The sequence below is a fragment of the Bacteroides helcogenes P 36-108 genome (genome assembly GCF_000186225.1).
GTDB lineage: Bacteria > Bacteroidota > Bacteroidia > Bacteroidales > Bacteroidaceae > Bacteroides > Bacteroides helcogenes.
This window is the reverse complement of sequence record NC_014933.1, coordinates 3302459-3319257: the sequence shown is the minus strand read 5'-3', so window position 1 is coordinate 3319257 and position 16799 is coordinate 3302459. Positions and strand designations below refer to the sequence as shown.

General features: G+C 42.1%; 12 protein-coding genes. 2 read left to right on the top strand and 10 right to left on the bottom strand.

Going from position 1 to position 16799, the window contains the following annotated elements; all coding sequences use genetic code 11:
* Positions 1-8: 8 nt before the first annotated feature.
* From BACHE_RS13690 to BACHE_RS13655, 8 genes are all read right to left on the bottom strand, one after another.
* The gene (locus BACHE_RS13690; RefSeq protein ID WP_148229858.1) at positions 9-1460 is read right to left on the bottom strand and encodes a hypothetical protein; all 1452 of its coding nucleotides are present in this window, start codon (positions 1458-1460) and stop codon (positions 9-11) included.
* Positions 1461-1627: 167 nt separating this feature from the next.
* Complete coding sequence (gene dnaJ, locus BACHE_RS13685) at positions 1628-2809, bottom strand: molecular chaperone DnaJ (RefSeq protein ID WP_013548304.1); 1182 nt, start codon at positions 2807-2809, stop codon at positions 1628-1630.
* An 11-nt stretch (positions 2810-2820) separates the two neighbouring features.
* Complete coding sequence (locus BACHE_RS13680; protein WP_041579435.1) at positions 2821-3450, bottom strand: nucleotide exchange factor GrpE; 630 nt, start codon at positions 3448-3450, stop codon at positions 2821-2823.
* A gap of 123 nt (positions 3451-3573) precedes the next feature.
* Positions 3574-4392 carry a uroporphyrinogen-III synthase gene (locus BACHE_RS13675; protein WP_013548302.1) on the bottom strand — a complete coding sequence of 273 codons (819 nt, stop codon included), beginning with the start codon at positions 4390-4392 and terminating at the stop codon, positions 3574-3576.
* Between the two features lie 10 nt (positions 4393-4402).
* On the bottom strand, positions 4403-5800 hold the full coding sequence (gene hemG / locus BACHE_RS13670) for a protoporphyrinogen oxidase (RefSeq protein WP_013548301.1): 1398 nt from the start codon (positions 5798-5800) through the stop codon (positions 4403-4405).
* A 13-nt stretch (positions 5801-5813) separates the two neighbouring features.
* Positions 5814-7181, bottom strand: a complete 1368-nt coding sequence (gene hemN / locus BACHE_RS13665; RefSeq protein ID WP_013548300.1) for an oxygen-independent coproporphyrinogen III oxidase — start codon at positions 7179-7181, stop codon at positions 5814-5816.
* Complete coding sequence (locus BACHE_RS13660) at positions 7171-8421, bottom strand: MFS transporter (protein ID WP_013548299.1); 1251 nt, start codon at positions 8419-8421, stop codon at positions 7171-7173. Before BACHE_RS13660 ends, hemN begins: the two co-directional genes overlap by 11 nt.
* A gap of 6 nt (positions 8422-8427) precedes the next feature.
* Positions 8428-10479: a TonB-dependent receptor gene (locus tag BACHE_RS13655; protein ID WP_041579864.1), complete on the bottom strand. Its 2052-nt coding sequence runs from the start codon at positions 10477-10479 to the stop codon at positions 8428-8430.
* A gap of 181 nt (positions 10480-10660) precedes the next feature.
* Here BACHE_RS13655 and BACHE_RS13650 point away from each other — a divergent pair, with 181 nt between their 5' ends.
* A complete protein-coding gene (locus tag BACHE_RS13650; RefSeq protein ID WP_013548297.1) occupies positions 10661-12271 on the top strand; it encodes an ABC-F family ATP-binding cassette domain-containing protein in 1611 nt (536 codons plus the stop codon).
* A 209-nt stretch (positions 12272-12480) separates the two neighbouring features.
* Here the strand turns inward: BACHE_RS13650 and BACHE_RS13645 are convergent, their stop codons facing one another.
* Entirely contained in the window at positions 12481-13527 is a 1047-nt protein-coding gene (locus BACHE_RS13645; protein ID WP_041579434.1) for a leucine-rich repeat domain-containing protein, read from the bottom strand.
* A gap of 115 nt (positions 13528-13642) precedes the next feature.
* On the opposite strand from BACHE_RS13645, the gene BACHE_RS13640 reads away from it, so the two are divergent.
* On the top strand, positions 13643-14533 hold the full coding sequence (locus BACHE_RS13640) for a CPBP family intramembrane glutamic endopeptidase (RefSeq protein WP_013548295.1): 891 nt from the start codon (positions 13643-13645) through the stop codon (positions 14531-14533).
* Here BACHE_RS13640 and BACHE_RS13635 read toward each other — a convergent pair.
* Positions 14530-16671 (bottom strand): Tex family protein, encoded by a 2142-nt coding sequence (locus BACHE_RS13635; protein ID WP_013548294.1) that lies wholly within the window; start codon positions 16669-16671, stop codon positions 14530-14532. The two genes, BACHE_RS13640 and BACHE_RS13635, sit on opposite strands and share 4 nt — an antisense overlap.
* Positions 16672-16799: the final 128 nt, after the last annotated feature.

Here is a 16799-nt window from a genome sequence, read left to right as displayed (position 1 = left end):
TATTTGGTTTAATAGCACTCTTGCAGATATTCATTAATGATAAACGGGCGTTGCATCTTTTCCATTCGGTTGTTACCGCATACCAAAAACAGACCGTAATTGGGGATAAAACCGAAATCTATAGAAGTAGAGTCACAAGGATTCTTTTCTGAGATTTCTTTCCATCCTTGATCCCATCCCAATAGTACATAGGGTTCATTCCTAAGTGGAAGGATCCTCTTTGCGTCATACAACTTTATGATGGGAGAAGATATAATTTCTTCAGGGGATGATGTTATATACAAGATTTTCCCTTCTTTATTCACAATAAAGGGAGGTGTGCTTGATGCTATTAAAGAGTCGTTTCTTTCTCTCATGGGAAAATAAAGAAGTTCACATGCTACATTCTTGAATACACTTGTACCGGCATCAGTTTCGGCATTCATTACTTTCTTGAATTTTCCTCTGTTGAATGTAGCCAAGCATAAATTTTTCTCCGGTAAATCAATACAGGTGGTTTTGTAATAATATTGCGTGACGTTCTCTCTAACAGGCTCCTTAAACCGAATTCTATAGACTATTGGTGCAATCCATAGTTTGCGTTCCGGCTCACGCTCATAAGGAGAAAAATAGATGAATTTTTTTTCTTCATTTGTGAAACTGTTATAGGCATGTCCTCCATTAACTTTTCCATGATAAGGTATGACATCCAAGTTTAGTGGAATTCCTATTGCACGAAATAGCAATGCTGCATTCAAAGCCAGATGGTCACAAGTTCCACCTCCCATGTTTTCCACTATTTGATAGGTCTGTTCACCAAGAAGATAGTCTGCATTGCTGATATATTTCTTTCCATGATATTTGTTAAAATAGAAAACGATATCTTCCATTTTAGCATGATTGCGTTCTAAAGAATCTGCAATATCTTTGAACTTATAATAATAGAACCTTCTCCAATTACTTAAAGGTTCATTTTTTACTCTGTATGGGAGTATTGTAGAATAAAATTCCTTCTTAGTAAGATGTTTGCACCAAGAATATTTCTTTCTGACTTCAAAGGCAAGTTCTATATTCTCTATAAGGAAATCAGCCGTTATATGTTCCAGATCGCTTTTGATACTACGATTGATAAAATTTCCTTTGCCGATGATTGTTTTTATAGCTTGGGGATTCTTCAGTGCAGAGCAAGTATCAAGTAACATTATATTCCCTGTACTGTCAAGAAAAGAATATTCCACACTTACTTTTCCGTACATGTTTTGAATGAGAAAATATGCGCAATCTAATTTCTCTTGTTCTTGATTTGATTTATAGTAGTCTATCACCTTTTGCAATTCTATACTATTTTTTCCAGCTATCTCTAAATTGATAGTTGTTAAATCCTCCTTTTTGTATAGTACATAGAAAAGTAAGATTATGCAAATTCCTATAATCAAGTTGAAAAGGATTTTTAGCATAGAATGTAGATTTAATTTTTCCAAAGATATTGTATTTCTTTTAGATATACAAATCTTATGTAGTGAACATAATTGAATCACTATGTAAAATATTCGGCAGTGTAAGTAGATGGAGTTTCTCCACAACTTACACTGCCGAAAAGAATTTATTTTTTATTTATTAAAAATGAATGCTGGTAGTATGTCAGCAGTTATTCAAAAAGACTCTTGAACTTCTTGAATATTTTTTCTTTGATTGATGTGTTTGGTTGGAAGTTGTCTGATGCTTCCATTTCTTCCAGAGTTTTCTTTTCGTCCTTATTTAGAGTTTCGGGCACATATACACTGACATTTACCAGTAAATCTCCAGTTCCGTAACCATTCACACTGGGCAGACCTTTGCCGCGCAGGCGGAGGACTTTACCAGGTTGCGTGCCCGATTCTATTTTCACTTTTACCTTGCCGTCGATGGTAGGTATTTCTACCGCACCGCCCAATGCGGCTGTGGGGAAACTTAGGAGTAGGTTATAAATCAGGTCATTTTCATCGCGTATCAGGTTCGGATTCTGTTCTTCCTCCACAAGAATCAACAAGTCTCCCGGCACGCCGTTGTGTTTTCCGGCATTACCTTTCCCTCCCATGGAGAGTTGCATACCTTCGGCGACACCTTTGGGTATTTTTACAGTTACGACTTCTTCTCCATATACAATACCTTCGCCGGCACATTCCTTGCACTTATTTTTGATGATTTTACCTTCACCGTTGCAAGTAGGGCAAGTGGTACGTGTCTGCATGGTTCCGAGAATGGTCTGTTGGTTACGGATCACCGTACCGTTGCCTTTGCAGGTTGGACACGTTTCTGAACCTCCGTCTCCTTCGGCTCCGGTTCCATGACAGTGGGTGCAGGGGACATACTTTTTCAGTTTGAATTTCTTTTCTACACCGGTAGAAATCTCTTTCAAGCTAAGTTTTACTTTGACACGTAAATCCGAGCCACGATAGCGTCGCTGCTGTTGTGCGCCACCGCCAAATCCACTAAAACCGCTAAAGCCTCCGCCGAATCCGCCACCGCTATGTCCGCCAAATATATCACCAAACATAGAGAATATATCATCCATGGACATACCGCCGCTAAAGCCACCGAACGGGCCTCCGTTGCCAGCAGCACCACCAAGTCCGGCATGGCCGAATTGGTCGTATCGGGCACGCTTGTCCGGATTGCTTAGCACATCATATGCTTCTGCCGCTTCCTTGAATTTTTCTTCAGCCGTTTTGTCGCCCGGATTTTTGTCCGGATGGTATTGGATGGCTTTTTTGCGATAAGCTTTCTTTATTTCTTCTACCGTTGCAGTCTTTTCGACTTCCAATACTTCGTAGTAATCTCTTTTTTCCATACTGTTTTATGTTATTCTCCGACTACCACTTTGGCATGGCGGATTACTTTATCGTTTAGCATGTAACCGGTTTGCACGCAGTCCAGTATTTTGCCTTTCAATTCTTCAGTTGGTGCTGGAATTACGGCAATGGCATCGTGATAGTCCGTGTCAAGCGGTTTTTCTTTTGTTTCAATTACTTTTACGCCGTTTTGTCCCAATACAGACATGAATTTGTTGTAGATGAGCTCTACTCCCTCCTTGACAGCAACCACATCAGTCGCTGTTTCCATATTCTTGATAGCACGTTCGAAATCGTCTACGATGGGAAGGATGCTACTGATACTTTTTTCACCACCATTCAGGATTAGTTCAGCCTTTTCCTTCATGGTGCGTTTACGGTAATTATCAAATTCGGCGGACAGACGCAAGTATTTGTCTTTCTGTTCTTCGATCTGTTCGTTGGCTTTTTCTAACTCCTGCGTGAGTTTTTCTTCTTCCGTCAGAGGAGTTTCATTTTCTTGTGCAGTCTCTTTTTCGGTTGTTTCTTCATCACACTCATTTTGAGCAGCCTGAACTTCCAATTCTTCTTCGTTGATTTCTTTTTCTTTCGGATTCATATCGTTATGCTTATTTTTCTTGTAAAATGATTTCTTTTTCACTGCTATAAGGATTTAAGTTAATATGAATGCCCTAACAAAAACTTTGCCAAAATGGATGCTCTTGCTAAAAACGGTGCAAAGGTAGCACTTTTATGTCAGATTGACAGAGGTTCTCCAATCTATTTATAAAGAAGTGTAGAAATCTTCCAATATAAGTGCGAATCCGTGGAAAGAACTGAAATCTTTTGCTGTCAGACAAACAGGAAGTCCCTGTTTGCGGGCATAGTCCGCTGTATAAGGTCCGAAACAGGCAATGTCGATTCCGAAAAAGAAATCGGTTATCGATTCTTCCGGAGAAAGACTTTCGAGCAATGCTTTGATTTCTGCTCCACTGCTGAAGGCGATACACCGGAAGTGCCTTGACAAGATAAGTTGATGGATTTGTTTCTGCTTCGAATGGATTGTTGCACGGGTGATGTATGCCGGTATCCGATCTGCAACCATCCCAATGTCGTGTAATGCCTTCATAAATAGAGGTACAGTGTCCGGTTCCTCCATACCTGTCACTAAAGGAGCGAGTACGGCAACCCGCTTCCCTTCTATGCCGGCTATCTTCGAAAATTTACGTACAATACCTGCCGGACTTGGTTCGTCCGGAATAAAAGAAGGATGTATTCCTAAGCATTCTTCCAAAAATTCATTGTCTTTACCTATAGCACAGCATTTCATCTTCTCCGGTAATTTTCTATTTGCAACAGTATGGTATGCAGCTACGGCCTCAATGGCTTTGCGGCTGGAAAAGACAATGTAGTCAAAGGAGCCAATTATTTCCATAAATGCCTTGAAGGTGGGAGATTCATATGCGACCACCGTTTCAATCATGGGGATGCAAGTTGGCTTGAAAAGCTTTCCCGAAGAGTTCGATACGGATAGCAAGGCTTCTCTGAAGCGCTGTGCATATCCTTCGGGGGCGGTTATTAAAATTGGAATTTGATTTTGCATTATTTTGATCTTAAACAAGTTGTAAATCGGATGCCAGGGCTACTGCTTGGCGAATGCGGTCAGCTATTCCGATTCCGTCTCTTATATTACCTCCCAGAACCAGCCCGGGATATTGCTTTTGCAAATATTCGATTGTGGCCAGGCGTTCGCCACAGCCGGCATCATATTGTGGAATTGCTTTTTTGTGCCTGAAAATGCGGATCATATCGGGATTGCTTTTCAAGGGGTAATGAAGCATGGAATGTAATGCATCTGTGACTAATGCTATGATTTCATCATCACTTTTCATCAGGTATTCAGGGTGGCGCACTCCTCCGATAAAGCAGGAGAACAAAGCTCCTTCTTCCGGAGCTCGGTTTTTGAAACATGCAGAAGGAAAGAGGATTCCCAGCAAAGGTTTGTTTTCGCATGAGGGTATCAGACCACCGAAAGCTGCATGGTGTATTCCTCCTGTATGATGTAATCCAACACTGACTTGTATTACTGGAGCATAATGCAGATTACAAATCTTATGCATTTGTTCTTGGGCAATGAAGGGTAGAAGATCGGGCAACGCGTATGCTCCTACCGTAGTGATCACTTGGGTACAATGTATTTCTTGCATCCTGCCCGTACTGTTTGTAAAACGGACTTTCCAATGATTGTGATGTGGCAGGATAGTGATGTCTTCAACTCCAAGTGTGATCCGTCTTGAACCTATTTGCCGTTCTAATGCCTCGATCAGCCGGCTGAATCCGTTTCGAGGTGAAAACACTTGTTTGGTAGCCAGTTTGTCGCGGTTGTTTTTATGTTCTCTTATCTTTGCAATTGCTCCTTTGACAAAACTCCCGTAACGTTGCTCCAAATGGTAGAGCTTGGGTAATGCGAAGCGAGTGACCAGCCTCATCGGGTCACCAGCATAGACTCCAGATAGGAAAGGGTCAACAGCATAATCAAGAAATGATTTTCCTAAACGACGTTTTGCCAACATACCTATCGTTTCATCGGGATCATCTCCTTTGGGGCGGAAAGGTTCTCCCAATATACGCAATTTGTCTTTCAGGCTAAATAGAGGAGTGAAAATTGCACTTGTAATTCCTGAAGGAAGTGGATGAAAGCATTCTCCTTTCCAAATAAGCCTCCGTTTGGATGCTTCAAAAGCTGTTTCAGGCTCACAGTCACCAGAAAGATCCGAAAAAAGTTCAGCTACTTCCGGACAAGATATCACTCCTGTGTTCGGACCGCTTTCAAAGACAAATCCATCTTCGTGAAAAGTTTGAATTTGTCCGCCGATTCGGTTCTGCCGTTCAAGCACTTCTACATTTTTTTGCCTGCGGGTAAGATAAAATGCTGTTGTCAGTCCGGTGATTCCGGCTCCGATAACGATAACATCACATTGGCGTGTTTCGATAGTCGTTGCTTTTGCCATAACTCTTTTAGTATTAAACAGGTTTGGAAAAGGAATGTACAGGATGTAGCATTAACGGATCTAATGATGCAGCCACATTACGTACAAAAGGCGAACCTGTAGAAGTCACTGCCAAATAATCCGTAGAAAAATCAATCAGTCCGTCTTGAGAGAAGACTTTTAATTTGTTTTCGTCATAGGCCGTGGCCGATTTTACTTCTTCGATGGAAAGAGATAGATACTCCGACAGTTGTCTCCAATCGATATAATAGTTACACATCAGGTTTTCAATGACTTCTCGGACTATTTGTTCCTGCCGATTCAGTGAATACCCTTTGCAGATGTACCACATGCCATGTTCCATTGCATCTATGTATGCGCGAATATCTTTACCATTCTGTGCATAAGCTGTGTCCAACTGACTGATACCGGTTACTCCAACCGCATAGACTTGTCCTGTGGTTCGGCGGGTACAATAACCCTGGAAGTTGCGGTGCAGTTGACGGGTTTCGAGAGCAATGTTCAGTTCATCTTCTGGCAATACAAAATGATCAAGCCCTACTGAGCGATATCCTGCCCTGTGTAATGCTACGGCTGCTTCACTAAACATCCTGCTTTTTTCTTCACTTTCCGGTAATCCGGTCTTTTCGAGAATTAGTTGGCGTTTATGAATCCAGGGGACGTGGGCGTAACTAAAGGTTACCAGTCTATCGGGAGCTAAATCAATGGCACTTTCTATGGTATGCAGAAAACTTGCTGCTGTCTGTTCCGGAAGACCATATAAAAAATCAAGGTTGATGCTTGCGCCTTCATTGCGCAATAAGAAAAATATTTCATTCAAAGGAATTAAAGGTGGACGGCGGTTGACTGTTTCAAGCACCCTTTTATTCAAATCTTGTACTCCGATACTGAATCTATTAAATCCGCATGCTGCCAATTCCTGCCAATCCTGATGAGACAGATAGCCGGGATGGCATTCAATTGCTATTTCCGGCGATTCTATCGTGCGAAAAGCAGAAAGCAGATGCTCGTTCAGTTCCTTGATGAAATGCGGTGGTATTGCAGTTGGGCTTCCTCCGCCGTAATGAATTTGTGAAATCAGCCGTTGGGGATTTAATAATGGTATAAGCAAGTCTATTTCTTGATGCATGGCACTGACATATTTTTCTATCATGCCGGCATTCATCATCGGATAAGAGTTGCAGCCACAATAGTAGCACAGATGATGGCAAAACGGGATGTGCAGGTAAAAAGAAATGTGGCTGTTGCCTGAAACTTGATTGGATTTTTCTATGGCTTCCTGATAGTAAGTGCCGGAAAACGGTTCAAAATAATTGGCAGGCGGATAACTGGTGTATCGGGGCACTGGTACGTTGTACTTCTTGATGGTTTCAGAGTTCATATATTTGTTTTTTGTTTTCTTCACTACGGCGGAAAGCGAATAAGATATAAATCAATGATATTGATGCCAGTACTGTTTCAGATAGAAACAGTCCATGGTATCCCGCCTTGTCGGCTATTATTCCGCTGAGAAGTGCGATAAGCAATCCACTTAAATGTGTTAATACGGTCTGGATGGTAAAATCTGTTCCTTCACGGCCAGGGCGCACGCAGTCCATAGCAGTGGTATATACTATGATAGTAGCCATGCCATAACTGCTCCATAACAGTACGATGCCGATGTAGAGAGCTAATGTAGAAGGATGTCCCCATGATATTCCCATAAAATAAAGGGTAGTCAGAAGAATGAATACGGCAAATGTGATGCGTGCCTTGTAGCGCCCTATATGTCTTACGATGAATCCGGCGATGAAAGAAGTGAAAAATGCAGCGGTTGTGCCGATTATTCCACTCATCATACCAATCTCTTTCATGGAATAACCCAAATCAACCAGATAAGGACGCAAAACAGACAGGATACCGATGATACTGGAGTAATACAATGTCAGAAAACCGATCTGGCGCCAAATGCTGCGTCGGGTAAAGAACCAAACGAAGTCAGTGAGACGTGCACGTTGGGCTCTTTCTTTCGGAACTATCTTTATCTTCGTGTTAAAAATCAGAGGTATAATAGCCAACAGTACGAAAATACATAAACACGGAATTACTATATGCCAACCGTAATGTTGGAGGACGAGCAGCAATAGTCCGGCTCCTATTAATGTCCCTCCGAAACTTCCCATTGACTGCATACTGTTCACCAGACTTTTATCATGTTCTCTAAAAGATAGTACTGCCAATGCGTCCGTTGCAATGTCTTGTGTGGCAGAAGCAACTAATGAAAAGAATATCAGTGCCAGTATCAGATGAAAATCTGATTCGAGACTCAATAACCCCACTAATAGGATCATTAAAGCATAAACTATTTCCGAGATGATGATGCAGCGTTTATAGTCTTTCACAGCGATGCACTGCCGATCGACCAGGGGTGACCAAAGGCACTTTAGTATCCAGGGAATCTTGACTGCCTGTAGGAGAGCAATAGTAGAAAGGGAATAGTCTGCCTGTCTCATCAGTACCTGCAGGGAGGTTGAGAAAAAACTCATTGGTATGGCTTGTGCTATGTAAAGACAAAAGAATGTTCCGAGATTCCATATCTTTCCTTGTGTGTGGAATTGGAGATGTTGTTTTGCTTTTATCATGGTGCATTATAAATTTATGATGAAGGAAGCTCCGAAGGTGATAGGTTTCCCTCGTTGGGCAAAAGCTCCGGAAGAGACAAAATAATAACTTAGGTAATTTGTGTCTGACAAGTTTTTGCCCCAGACTTCCCATGTGAACCATCCTTTGGAGGCACTGACTTTGGCATTCAGCAGTGTGTAGAAATCCTGTCTGACCTTATTGTCTTCATTCCAATAGATAGGACCGATTCCTGTCAGCCCGGCACTGAACGTGAAGCGGTCAACAAGTTGTGATTGTATGTGGAATGTATAACCTCCATTCAGTGAGAGTGTGTGCCGGGGAACCATAGGCAGGAAATTCCCGGAATAATTTTGCTTTTCGCTTTTTATGTAATTTAGGAAACGAGCATACGCATATCCATAATTCAATTGCAAGGATAAGGAAGGCAGTGGATGCACCCGGCAAGAAAATTCAAATCCTTTGCTGTCAGAATGTCCGGCATTTCGCAAGATATTCCCTACTCCGGGTATGGTCTGAGTGATCTGTTGATTACGCCAATCGATGTAAAAAAGGGAAAGTTCGGCTGTCAGCATATGGTTGAAAAAAGTAAGTTTTGTTCCCAATTCATAATTCCAATTATATTCAGGACGGTATGTGCGTTCGGCTTCCGATTCGAAAGAGGTATTAAACCCTCCTGTTTTGTACCCTTTTGTTAAAGAGGCATAGAACAATTGTTCATGAGGAGAACGGTACTGCAATGTCAGCTTTGGGGTAAACTGGTTAAAACTTAGCCTGCTGTCGAAGCGGTTAGTCAGCTCAGGTTCTTTGCCTGATATTTGTTTGAACTGTGAATAATGATCACGGGCATATTCGTAATCATATCGTAATCCCGCCAATAAAGATATTCCTTTATAAATATGAAAAGAAGATTGGTGATAAAAGGCGATTCCCCACACCGGAATATCGTAGAATTTCGGTGTGCTGTATCCTTGGGCATAAAGTGTGTTTTCTACCCGGTTATGAACATCCTGAACAAAGGTGAAAATTCCTGTGATCCATTGGTAACGTCCTTTCCTCATGGACTTCAATGTGGTTTCCTGGCTGTACATCTTTTGACGGAGTTGTTGCGTTACATAGTATTTGTCTGCTGGCGTAAAGTCCTGATCGATTCCTTGACGGTCACTGATATTCTGGTATGAAGTTTGACTATTGAAACCGAAATTTTTGCCTTCATAACGTATGTTCAATCCGGTAGTGAATATCTCTCTGTGATACGAACTATAACGATTGTAGTTGACTGCTCCTACTGTGCCGTTTTCTGCATTATAAGGTCCGTAAGGATACCCTCCCTGCTCGGAATAATCAAATGAAGCATTCAGCCTCAATGTCCAATTGTTTGCGGGCTTCCAGACAATCCCGGTTCGTACCGCACCATTATTTATATTATCGGACTTTTTGCCGGTGTATAGGTTGGTGAAGAAACCATCATTCTGATGATAATTACCGGATACCGAAAAACCGAATGTCTTGCTGAGCTTTGTATAATTGGAAATCAATAAATTTAAATCATTGTGGTTGCCATATCCTGCTTTTATGCGTGTATTTTGATAATCAAGGGGAGAGTGGGTATATACGTTTATAATTCCTCCGATGGCATTTCGCCCGTACAATGTGCCTTGGGGGCCCCTGAGAACTTCAATATTACTGATATCCGACAAGTCGATATCAAAGGCCGATTTCTCAAAATGCGGCACTCCGTCCACATAGAATCCTACTGAGGGAGCATTTGTTTTCGATCCTATTCCCCGAATGTAAACCGGAGCATTTTGCTTTGAACCGTAGTCGGGCATATAGAAATTGGGTAGCAGCGAGCTAAGTTCCTTTATGCTGGCTATCTCGTTGTTCTTCAGGAAACGATTGTTCAATGAAGATATTGATAATGGTTCGCGTTCTTTCTGTTCTCGCTTAAAACCTACAATGGTGACTTCCTGTAGCTCAATCCGCCTGACATGGGTCGTGTCCGGTTCGTTGGCGGAAAGCCCTAATGGGAAAAATATTAAAAGGAGAATTCTTATCATATCTGTTTTCTGTTTGCCGCAAAGGTAAAGCATACTTTCAGCCTGTACAATCCTCATTTTTGAGGATGTTTTCGTTTCTTTTCATGCCGGGATGGGAGTTTTACGCTCAATTTGCACTATCTTTGCACTCGCAATTTGCAGACTAATAGGTATTAAATAATAATAAATCGCATATATAAAGATGATTACAGTCTCTAATGTCTCGGTACAGTTTGGTAAAAGAGTGTTATTTAATGATGTAAACTTGAAGTTTACAAGTGGTAACTGTTATGGTATTATCGGTGCTAATGGTGCTGGAAAATCCACTTTCTTGAAAACAATTTCCGGTGAACTGGACCCTACTACTGGATCTATCGTTTTAGGACCGGGAGAGCGCCTTTCCGTATTGAGTCAGGATCACTTCAAGTGGGATGCTTTTACGGTGATGGATACTGTTATGATGGGGCATACCATATTGTGGGACATCATGAAGCAACGCGAAGAATTGTATGCCAAAGAGGACTTTACAGATGAGGATGGATTGAAAGTTTCCGAACTTGAAGAAAGGTTTGCTGAGTTGGACGGCTGGAATGCCGAAAGTGATGCTGCTACATTATTGAGTGGGTTAGGCGTCAGGGAAGACAAGCATTATTTGTTGATGGGTGAACTGAACAATAAAGAAAAGGTGCGTGTCATGCTGGCGCAGGCATTGTATGGAAATCCTGATAACCTGTTGTTGGATGAGCCTACCAATGACTTGGATATGGACACCGTTACCTGGCTGGAAGAATATCTTTCTAATTTCGAACATACAGTATTGGTTGTAAGTCATGACCGTCACTTTTTGGACTCTGTATGTACACATACGGTAGATATCGACTACGGTAAAATTAACCAGTTTGCCGGTAATTATAGCTTCTGGTATGAGTCCAGCCAGTTGGCTCTTCGCCAGCAGCAGAACCAGAAGGCCAAGGCTGAAGAGAAGAAGAAAGAATTGGAAGAATTTATTCGTCGTTTTAGTGCAAATGTGGCAAAGAGCAAGCAGACCACCAGCCGCAAAAAGATGTTGGAAAAGTTGAATATAGAGGAAATCAAGCCGTCTTCACGCAAATATCCGGGTATTATCTTTACTCCGGAACGTGAACCGGGCAATCAGATTTTGGAGGTTTCCGGACTGACCAAAGTATTGGAAGATGGGACTGTATTGTTTCGTGATGTCAATTTCAATGTGGAAAAAGGCGATAAGATCGTATTCCTTTCTCACGATCCCCGTGCAATGACAGCGCTTTTTGAGATTATCAACGGCAATATGAAGCCGGATGCCGGTACATTCAATTGGGGAGTTACTATAACCACCGCTTACTTGCCTGTGGATAATACTGATTTTTTCAATACCGATTTGAATCTGGTAGATTGGTTAAGCCAGTTCGGAGAAGGTAATGAAGTATATATGAAAGGCTTTTTGGGACGTATGCTTTTCTCCGGTGAAGAAGTGCTGAAGAAAGCAAGCGTGTTGTCCGGAGGAGAGAAGATGCGTTGTATGATTGCCCGTATGCAACTGCGCAATGCCAACTGTCTGATTCTGGATACACCGACCAATCATCTTGATCTGGAGTCTATTCAGGCATTCAATAATAACCTGAAGCAATATAAAGGCAATATTCTTTTTTCATCCCATGACCACGAGTTCATTGAAACCGTTGCCAACCGTATCATTGAACTGACGCCGAACGGTATTATCGATAAGATGATGGAATATGATGAGTACATCACTTCAGACCATATCAAGGAACTAAGAGCACGTATGTATTGATTGTAAAATAATGCAACAAGTATCTGGTACTTATAAAACCTGCTCTGTAAATTTACTAAATTGCCACCGGATTTTTACTAAAAATCTTTTGAAGTTTTACTAAAAATCCGGTCTAATTTTACTAAAAAAAAATAAGCCCACTCAGAATACTTCCTGAGTGGGCTTATTTTCTTATCATCTTTTAATTGAGAAAAATATACAAGTGCTCTTTATTCCTTATAAATTAGTCTGTCTTTTCCCCCTCCAAAGAGGTTGTCTCCCAATGTTGTAATCTTGTTTCCTGTAACTTGTACATAGCGCAGGTTATCGCATCCGATAAAGGCTCCATATTCAATAGCGGTAACGCTTGAGGGAAGTGTTAAAGTTCCGCAAAGACGGCTACATCCACTGAACACACGTTGTCCGATGGTTCTCAAGCCATGGGGTAGAAGTATGTTTAATAGATATTTCTTCTGTGTAAAAGTATAATCAGGTATTGCGGTAGCATTACTTTTAGAAAGATCGATTGACACCAAATTAGGCATGTAGTCGCGTATCAACGTGAAATCTGCTTCGTCCAACTTGCCCTCTATGGTTAGGAAATTCACATCTTTGGGTTGCATGCCCCCTCTTAGCAATTCGCTGGCGAGGCTTCCCATTTTTCCTATTTGCACGGTAACTCCTAATGGCTCTCCTTCGATAAAAGCGAATGTTTCCCATTTCTTTTTACTTCGATATGCATCGCTGCTACCCAATGGGACAAATATGGCAGTAATACTGTCTGCCAGTGCTTCGGACATTAAATTAGGAGCGCTCTTCTTTCTTATTTGACATATTTTTAAGTTATTACATCCTTTGAATGCGGCATCTTCGATATTCTTCGTCTTGTCGGATAGAATTACCCGGGTCAATGACTCCTTTCCTATATACGTACTATCGTTCAGACGTCTGCAAAAAGCATAGGCGGGAATGCAATTTGCCGGATAAATATAAAAATGTCCGGAGTATGTGCCGTTTTTGCCGGCATACAAGCTGATGGATGCATTTGATATATCCAGTGATTCCAGCTTTTTGAATTCATCCCGCAGGTGGCGGAAGTCAACCGCATTCAGCCTGCCTTGCAATGTCAGATGGGTGATGTTATTGGCTTCGTTTTCAGTCATAAGTTCAACTAAAGTACCGGGTTTGGCTACATAATATGTTTTTATCTTTTGTGCATAAGCATTTAACAGTACGCCTAAACCCGCAGCCATCAAGAGTATTTTTTTTAGTCTCATGCTTTGAATACAGATTAATATATTTTTCAAATATAAGAAGAATATATTAAGGATGAATAAGTTTTTTCTTTTTATTGTTATTTTTGTCGGATATTAATCAAAATGAAAATAGAAGATGGAAATGGAAGAAAAAGAGGATGGGACGTTTGCTGCGGTGACAAGGGGGAAGTGTTTATGGCACACAGTTGTCGATATCGTTTTCTTTATGCTGCTGTTCGGTATCCTTATGATATTTGTAATTGGCCCTTTCGGAATATTTTTTGAGGGAGTAGAGAAAAAGGCATCTATGGATAGTGTTTCTGTGCTTATGATGCAGGAAGCATTGATGCTGGTTTGTGCTTTGGGGGCTTCATGGATTGTGCTGAAGATGCGCAAATTGCCTTTTGGCAGATTGGGATTATCCTTGAAGGGGCATTGGAAAGATTTGTGGGTCGGTATGCTTTTTGCCGTTTCATTGTACGTGGCAGGCTTTGGCCTTTCCCTGTTGCTGGGTGTGGTTGAGGTTGCGGAAGTCACATTCCATTTCTTTTCTTTATTGACAAGCCTGGGGCTTTATCTTCTGGTAGGCATTATGGAAGAATCGATGATGCGTGGTTTCGTATTGGGACGTATGCTGGATGGAGGAGTAAATAAGTTTTGGGCATTGTTCTTTTCTTCGGTACTGTTTTCGCTGATGCATATCCAGAATCCGAATTTTGAATTCGTACCCTTTCTTAATATTCTATTGTCAGGATTTCTTTTGGGAGCTTCCTACATATATACGCGTAACCTTTGTTTTCCTATTGCTTTGCACTGGTTTTGGAATTGGTTGCAAGGTCCGGTGTTAGGTTATGAAGTGAGTGGAACTCGATTTGGAGACAGTATTCTTACCCTTCATCTTCCTGAGGAAAACCTGATAAACGGAGGAGCCTTCGGGTTTGAAGGCTCCGTTCTCTGTACCGTTTTGGTGGTGGTAGGCACGGTGCTTATTATCAAATATTACAAAGATTTGGGGGCTAAGAATTAGTACCTTTCTTGTTCCACTCCTATTAATGTCAACTGTATGCGTTTGCGGGCTATGTCTATACTGAGTACTTTGACACGCAGATGTTGGTGAATGGAAACTACTTTATTAGGATCTGATATAAATCTTTCGGCAAGCTGAGAGAGATGTATCAGACCGTTTTCCTTGATACCTATATCGACAAATGCACCAAAGTTTGTGATGTTTCCCACAATTCCCGGTAGTTCCATGCCTTCACGAAGGTCGTTGATGGTGCGTACATTCCGGTCGAACTCAAACATTTTGATGGGACCGCGAGGGTCACGTCCGGGCTTGTCTAATTCTTGAAGAATGTCTTTCAGAGTCGGCATGCCCACGGTAGGAGAGAGATAGCGTTCCGGATTTATTTTCAGACGCAGTTCCTTGTTGCTTATCAGTTCTGCCACGCTGCATTCCAAATCCTTTGCCATTTGTTCTACAATGCAGTAGCTTTCAGGGTGAACAGCCGTATTATCCAACGGATTCTTTGCATCGGGAATGCGTAAGAAGCCCGCACACTGTTCAAAGGCTTTAGCTCCCATGCGTGGAACTTTCATTAATTCTTTGCGGGAGGTGAATGCACCGTTTTCAGCCCGGTAATTCACTATGTTTTGTGCCAATTGTGGCCCTAAGCCGGAAATATAGGTTAACAGATGACTGCTTGCTGTATTCAGATTTACTCCTACCAGGTTGACGCAATTCTCCACAGTCTGATCCAGAGATTTCTTCAGTTTTGTCTGGTCCACATCATGTTGGTATTGGCCTACACCAATGGACTTAGGATCAATCTTAACCAATTCGGCAAGCGGGTCCATCAGCCGTCTTCCTATGGACACCGCACCGCGCACTGTGACATCGTATTCAGGAAACTCATCCCGTGCTATTTTAGAAGCAGAATAAATGGACGCTCCCTGCTCACTGACAATGAATACTTGCACTTCCCGGTTGAAAGACTGCCGTTTCAGAAAGTCTTCCGTTTCCCGGCTTGCCGTTCCATTGCCGATGGCAATAGCATCTATTTTATAAGCTTCCATCATTTTCTGCAGTTTGGAGAATGCCTCTTTACCCTTGTTTACCGGAGGATGCGGATAGATGTTTTCGTTGTGCAGCAGATTGCCTTGCGCATCCAGACATACTACTTTACAGCCGGTTCTGAATCCCGGATCTATGCCCATTACACGTTTTTGTCCCAACGGAGGGGCAAGCAACAATTGGCGGAGATTTTCAGCAAACACACGGATAGCTTCTTCGTCGGCTCGCTCCTTACTTTGATTGGCAAACTCTGTTTCGATGGCAGGTCGCACCAATCGTTTGTAGGCATCTTCCACAGCCAGACCTATGTGTTGGCTGCAAGCGTTTCTGTGGCGTTGGAAACGTCGTTGCAAACGTTCCAGCGTATTTTCATCGTCCGAAGTAATAGACACCCGCAGCAATCCCTCGGTTTCGCCCCGTCGGATGGCCAGCAATCGGTGTGAGGAGCACTTCTTTAGCGGCTCGTGACAGTCAAAATAGTCGCGATACTTAGCCGCTTCCTCCTCTTTGCCATTAATCACTTTTGCATTCAGCGTTCCCCAATGGTCAAAGGAATAACGGGCGCATTTCCTCACTTCACTATCTTCGCTGATGCGTTCGGCCATGATGTCGCGTGCGCCTTGCAGGGCTTCTTCCACGCTTTTTACATCTCCCTTTACGAAGGCGGATGCGCATGCTTCCGGGTTGTCTTCCTGTTGCAGTCTTAGCAAGTCGGCCAGTGGCTCCAGCCCTTTCTGGCGGGCTGCTTCGGCGCGTGTCTTGCGCTTGGGCTTATAAGGCAGATAAATGTCTTCCAATGTCGTATTTTCCCAAGTCTCATCTATACGCTTCCGGAGCTCATCGGTCAACTTTCCCTGCTCCTGAATAGTGCTGAGTATGGTTTCCTTACGTTTGGCTGTTTCGTTCAGTTTTTCGTATTGTGTTTGGATGGCTTCGATTTGTACTTCGTCCAGTCCTCCTGTAACTTCTTTACGGTAACGGCTGATAAAAGGTATGGTAGCCCCGTTGTTCAGCAGTTCGAGGGTTTGATTAACCTGTCTTTCAGATATACCGAGTGTATCGGAAATCATACGGTGAAATAATTGTATCATTTGAATTCATTTTAATTGGGTGTCAAATATACGAAAAATAGTTGTTTTTGGGGATACTTCCAACTTTATACTGTATATTTGCCACAATAACGAATGAATTGGAAGGCCGTGCTTAAAAATAGATTATA

Coding starts and splice junctions, on each gene's coding strand:
- dnaJ (WP_013548304.1), bottom strand. CDS start 2,809: ATGGAAAAAAGAGATTACTACGAAGTATTGGAAGTCGAAAAGACTGCA.
- BACHE_RS13675 (WP_013548302.1), bottom strand. CDS start 4,392: ATGCAAAATCAAATTCCAATTTTAATAACCGCCCCCGAAGGATATGCA.
- hemG (WP_013548301.1), bottom strand. CDS start 5,800: ATGGCAAAAGCAACGACTATCGAAACACGCCAATGTGATGTTATCGTT.
- hemN (WP_013548300.1), bottom strand. CDS start 7,181: ATGAACTCTGAAACCATCAAGAAGTACAACGTACCAGTGCCCCGATAC.
- BACHE_RS13660 (WP_013548299.1), bottom strand. CDS start 8,421: ATGATAAAAGCAAAACAACATCTCCAATTCCACACACAAGGAAAGATA.
- BACHE_RS13655 (WP_041579864.1), bottom strand. CDS start 10,479: ATGATAAGAATTCTCCTTTTAATATTTTTCCCATTAGGGCTTTCCGCC.
- BACHE_RS13650 (WP_013548297.1), top strand. CDS start 10,661: ATGATTACAGTCTCTAATGTCTCGGTACAGTTTGGTAAAAGAGTGTTA.
- BACHE_RS13645 (WP_041579434.1), bottom strand. CDS start 13,527: ATGAGACTAAAAAAAATACTCTTGATGGCTGCGGGTTTAGGCGTACTG.
- BACHE_RS13640 (WP_013548295.1), top strand. CDS start 13,643: ATGGAAATGGAAGAAAAAGAGGATGGGACGTTTGCTGCGGTGACAAGG.
- BACHE_RS13635 (WP_013548294.1), bottom strand. CDS start 16,671: ATGATACAATTATTTCACCGTATGATTTCCGATACACTCGGTATATCT.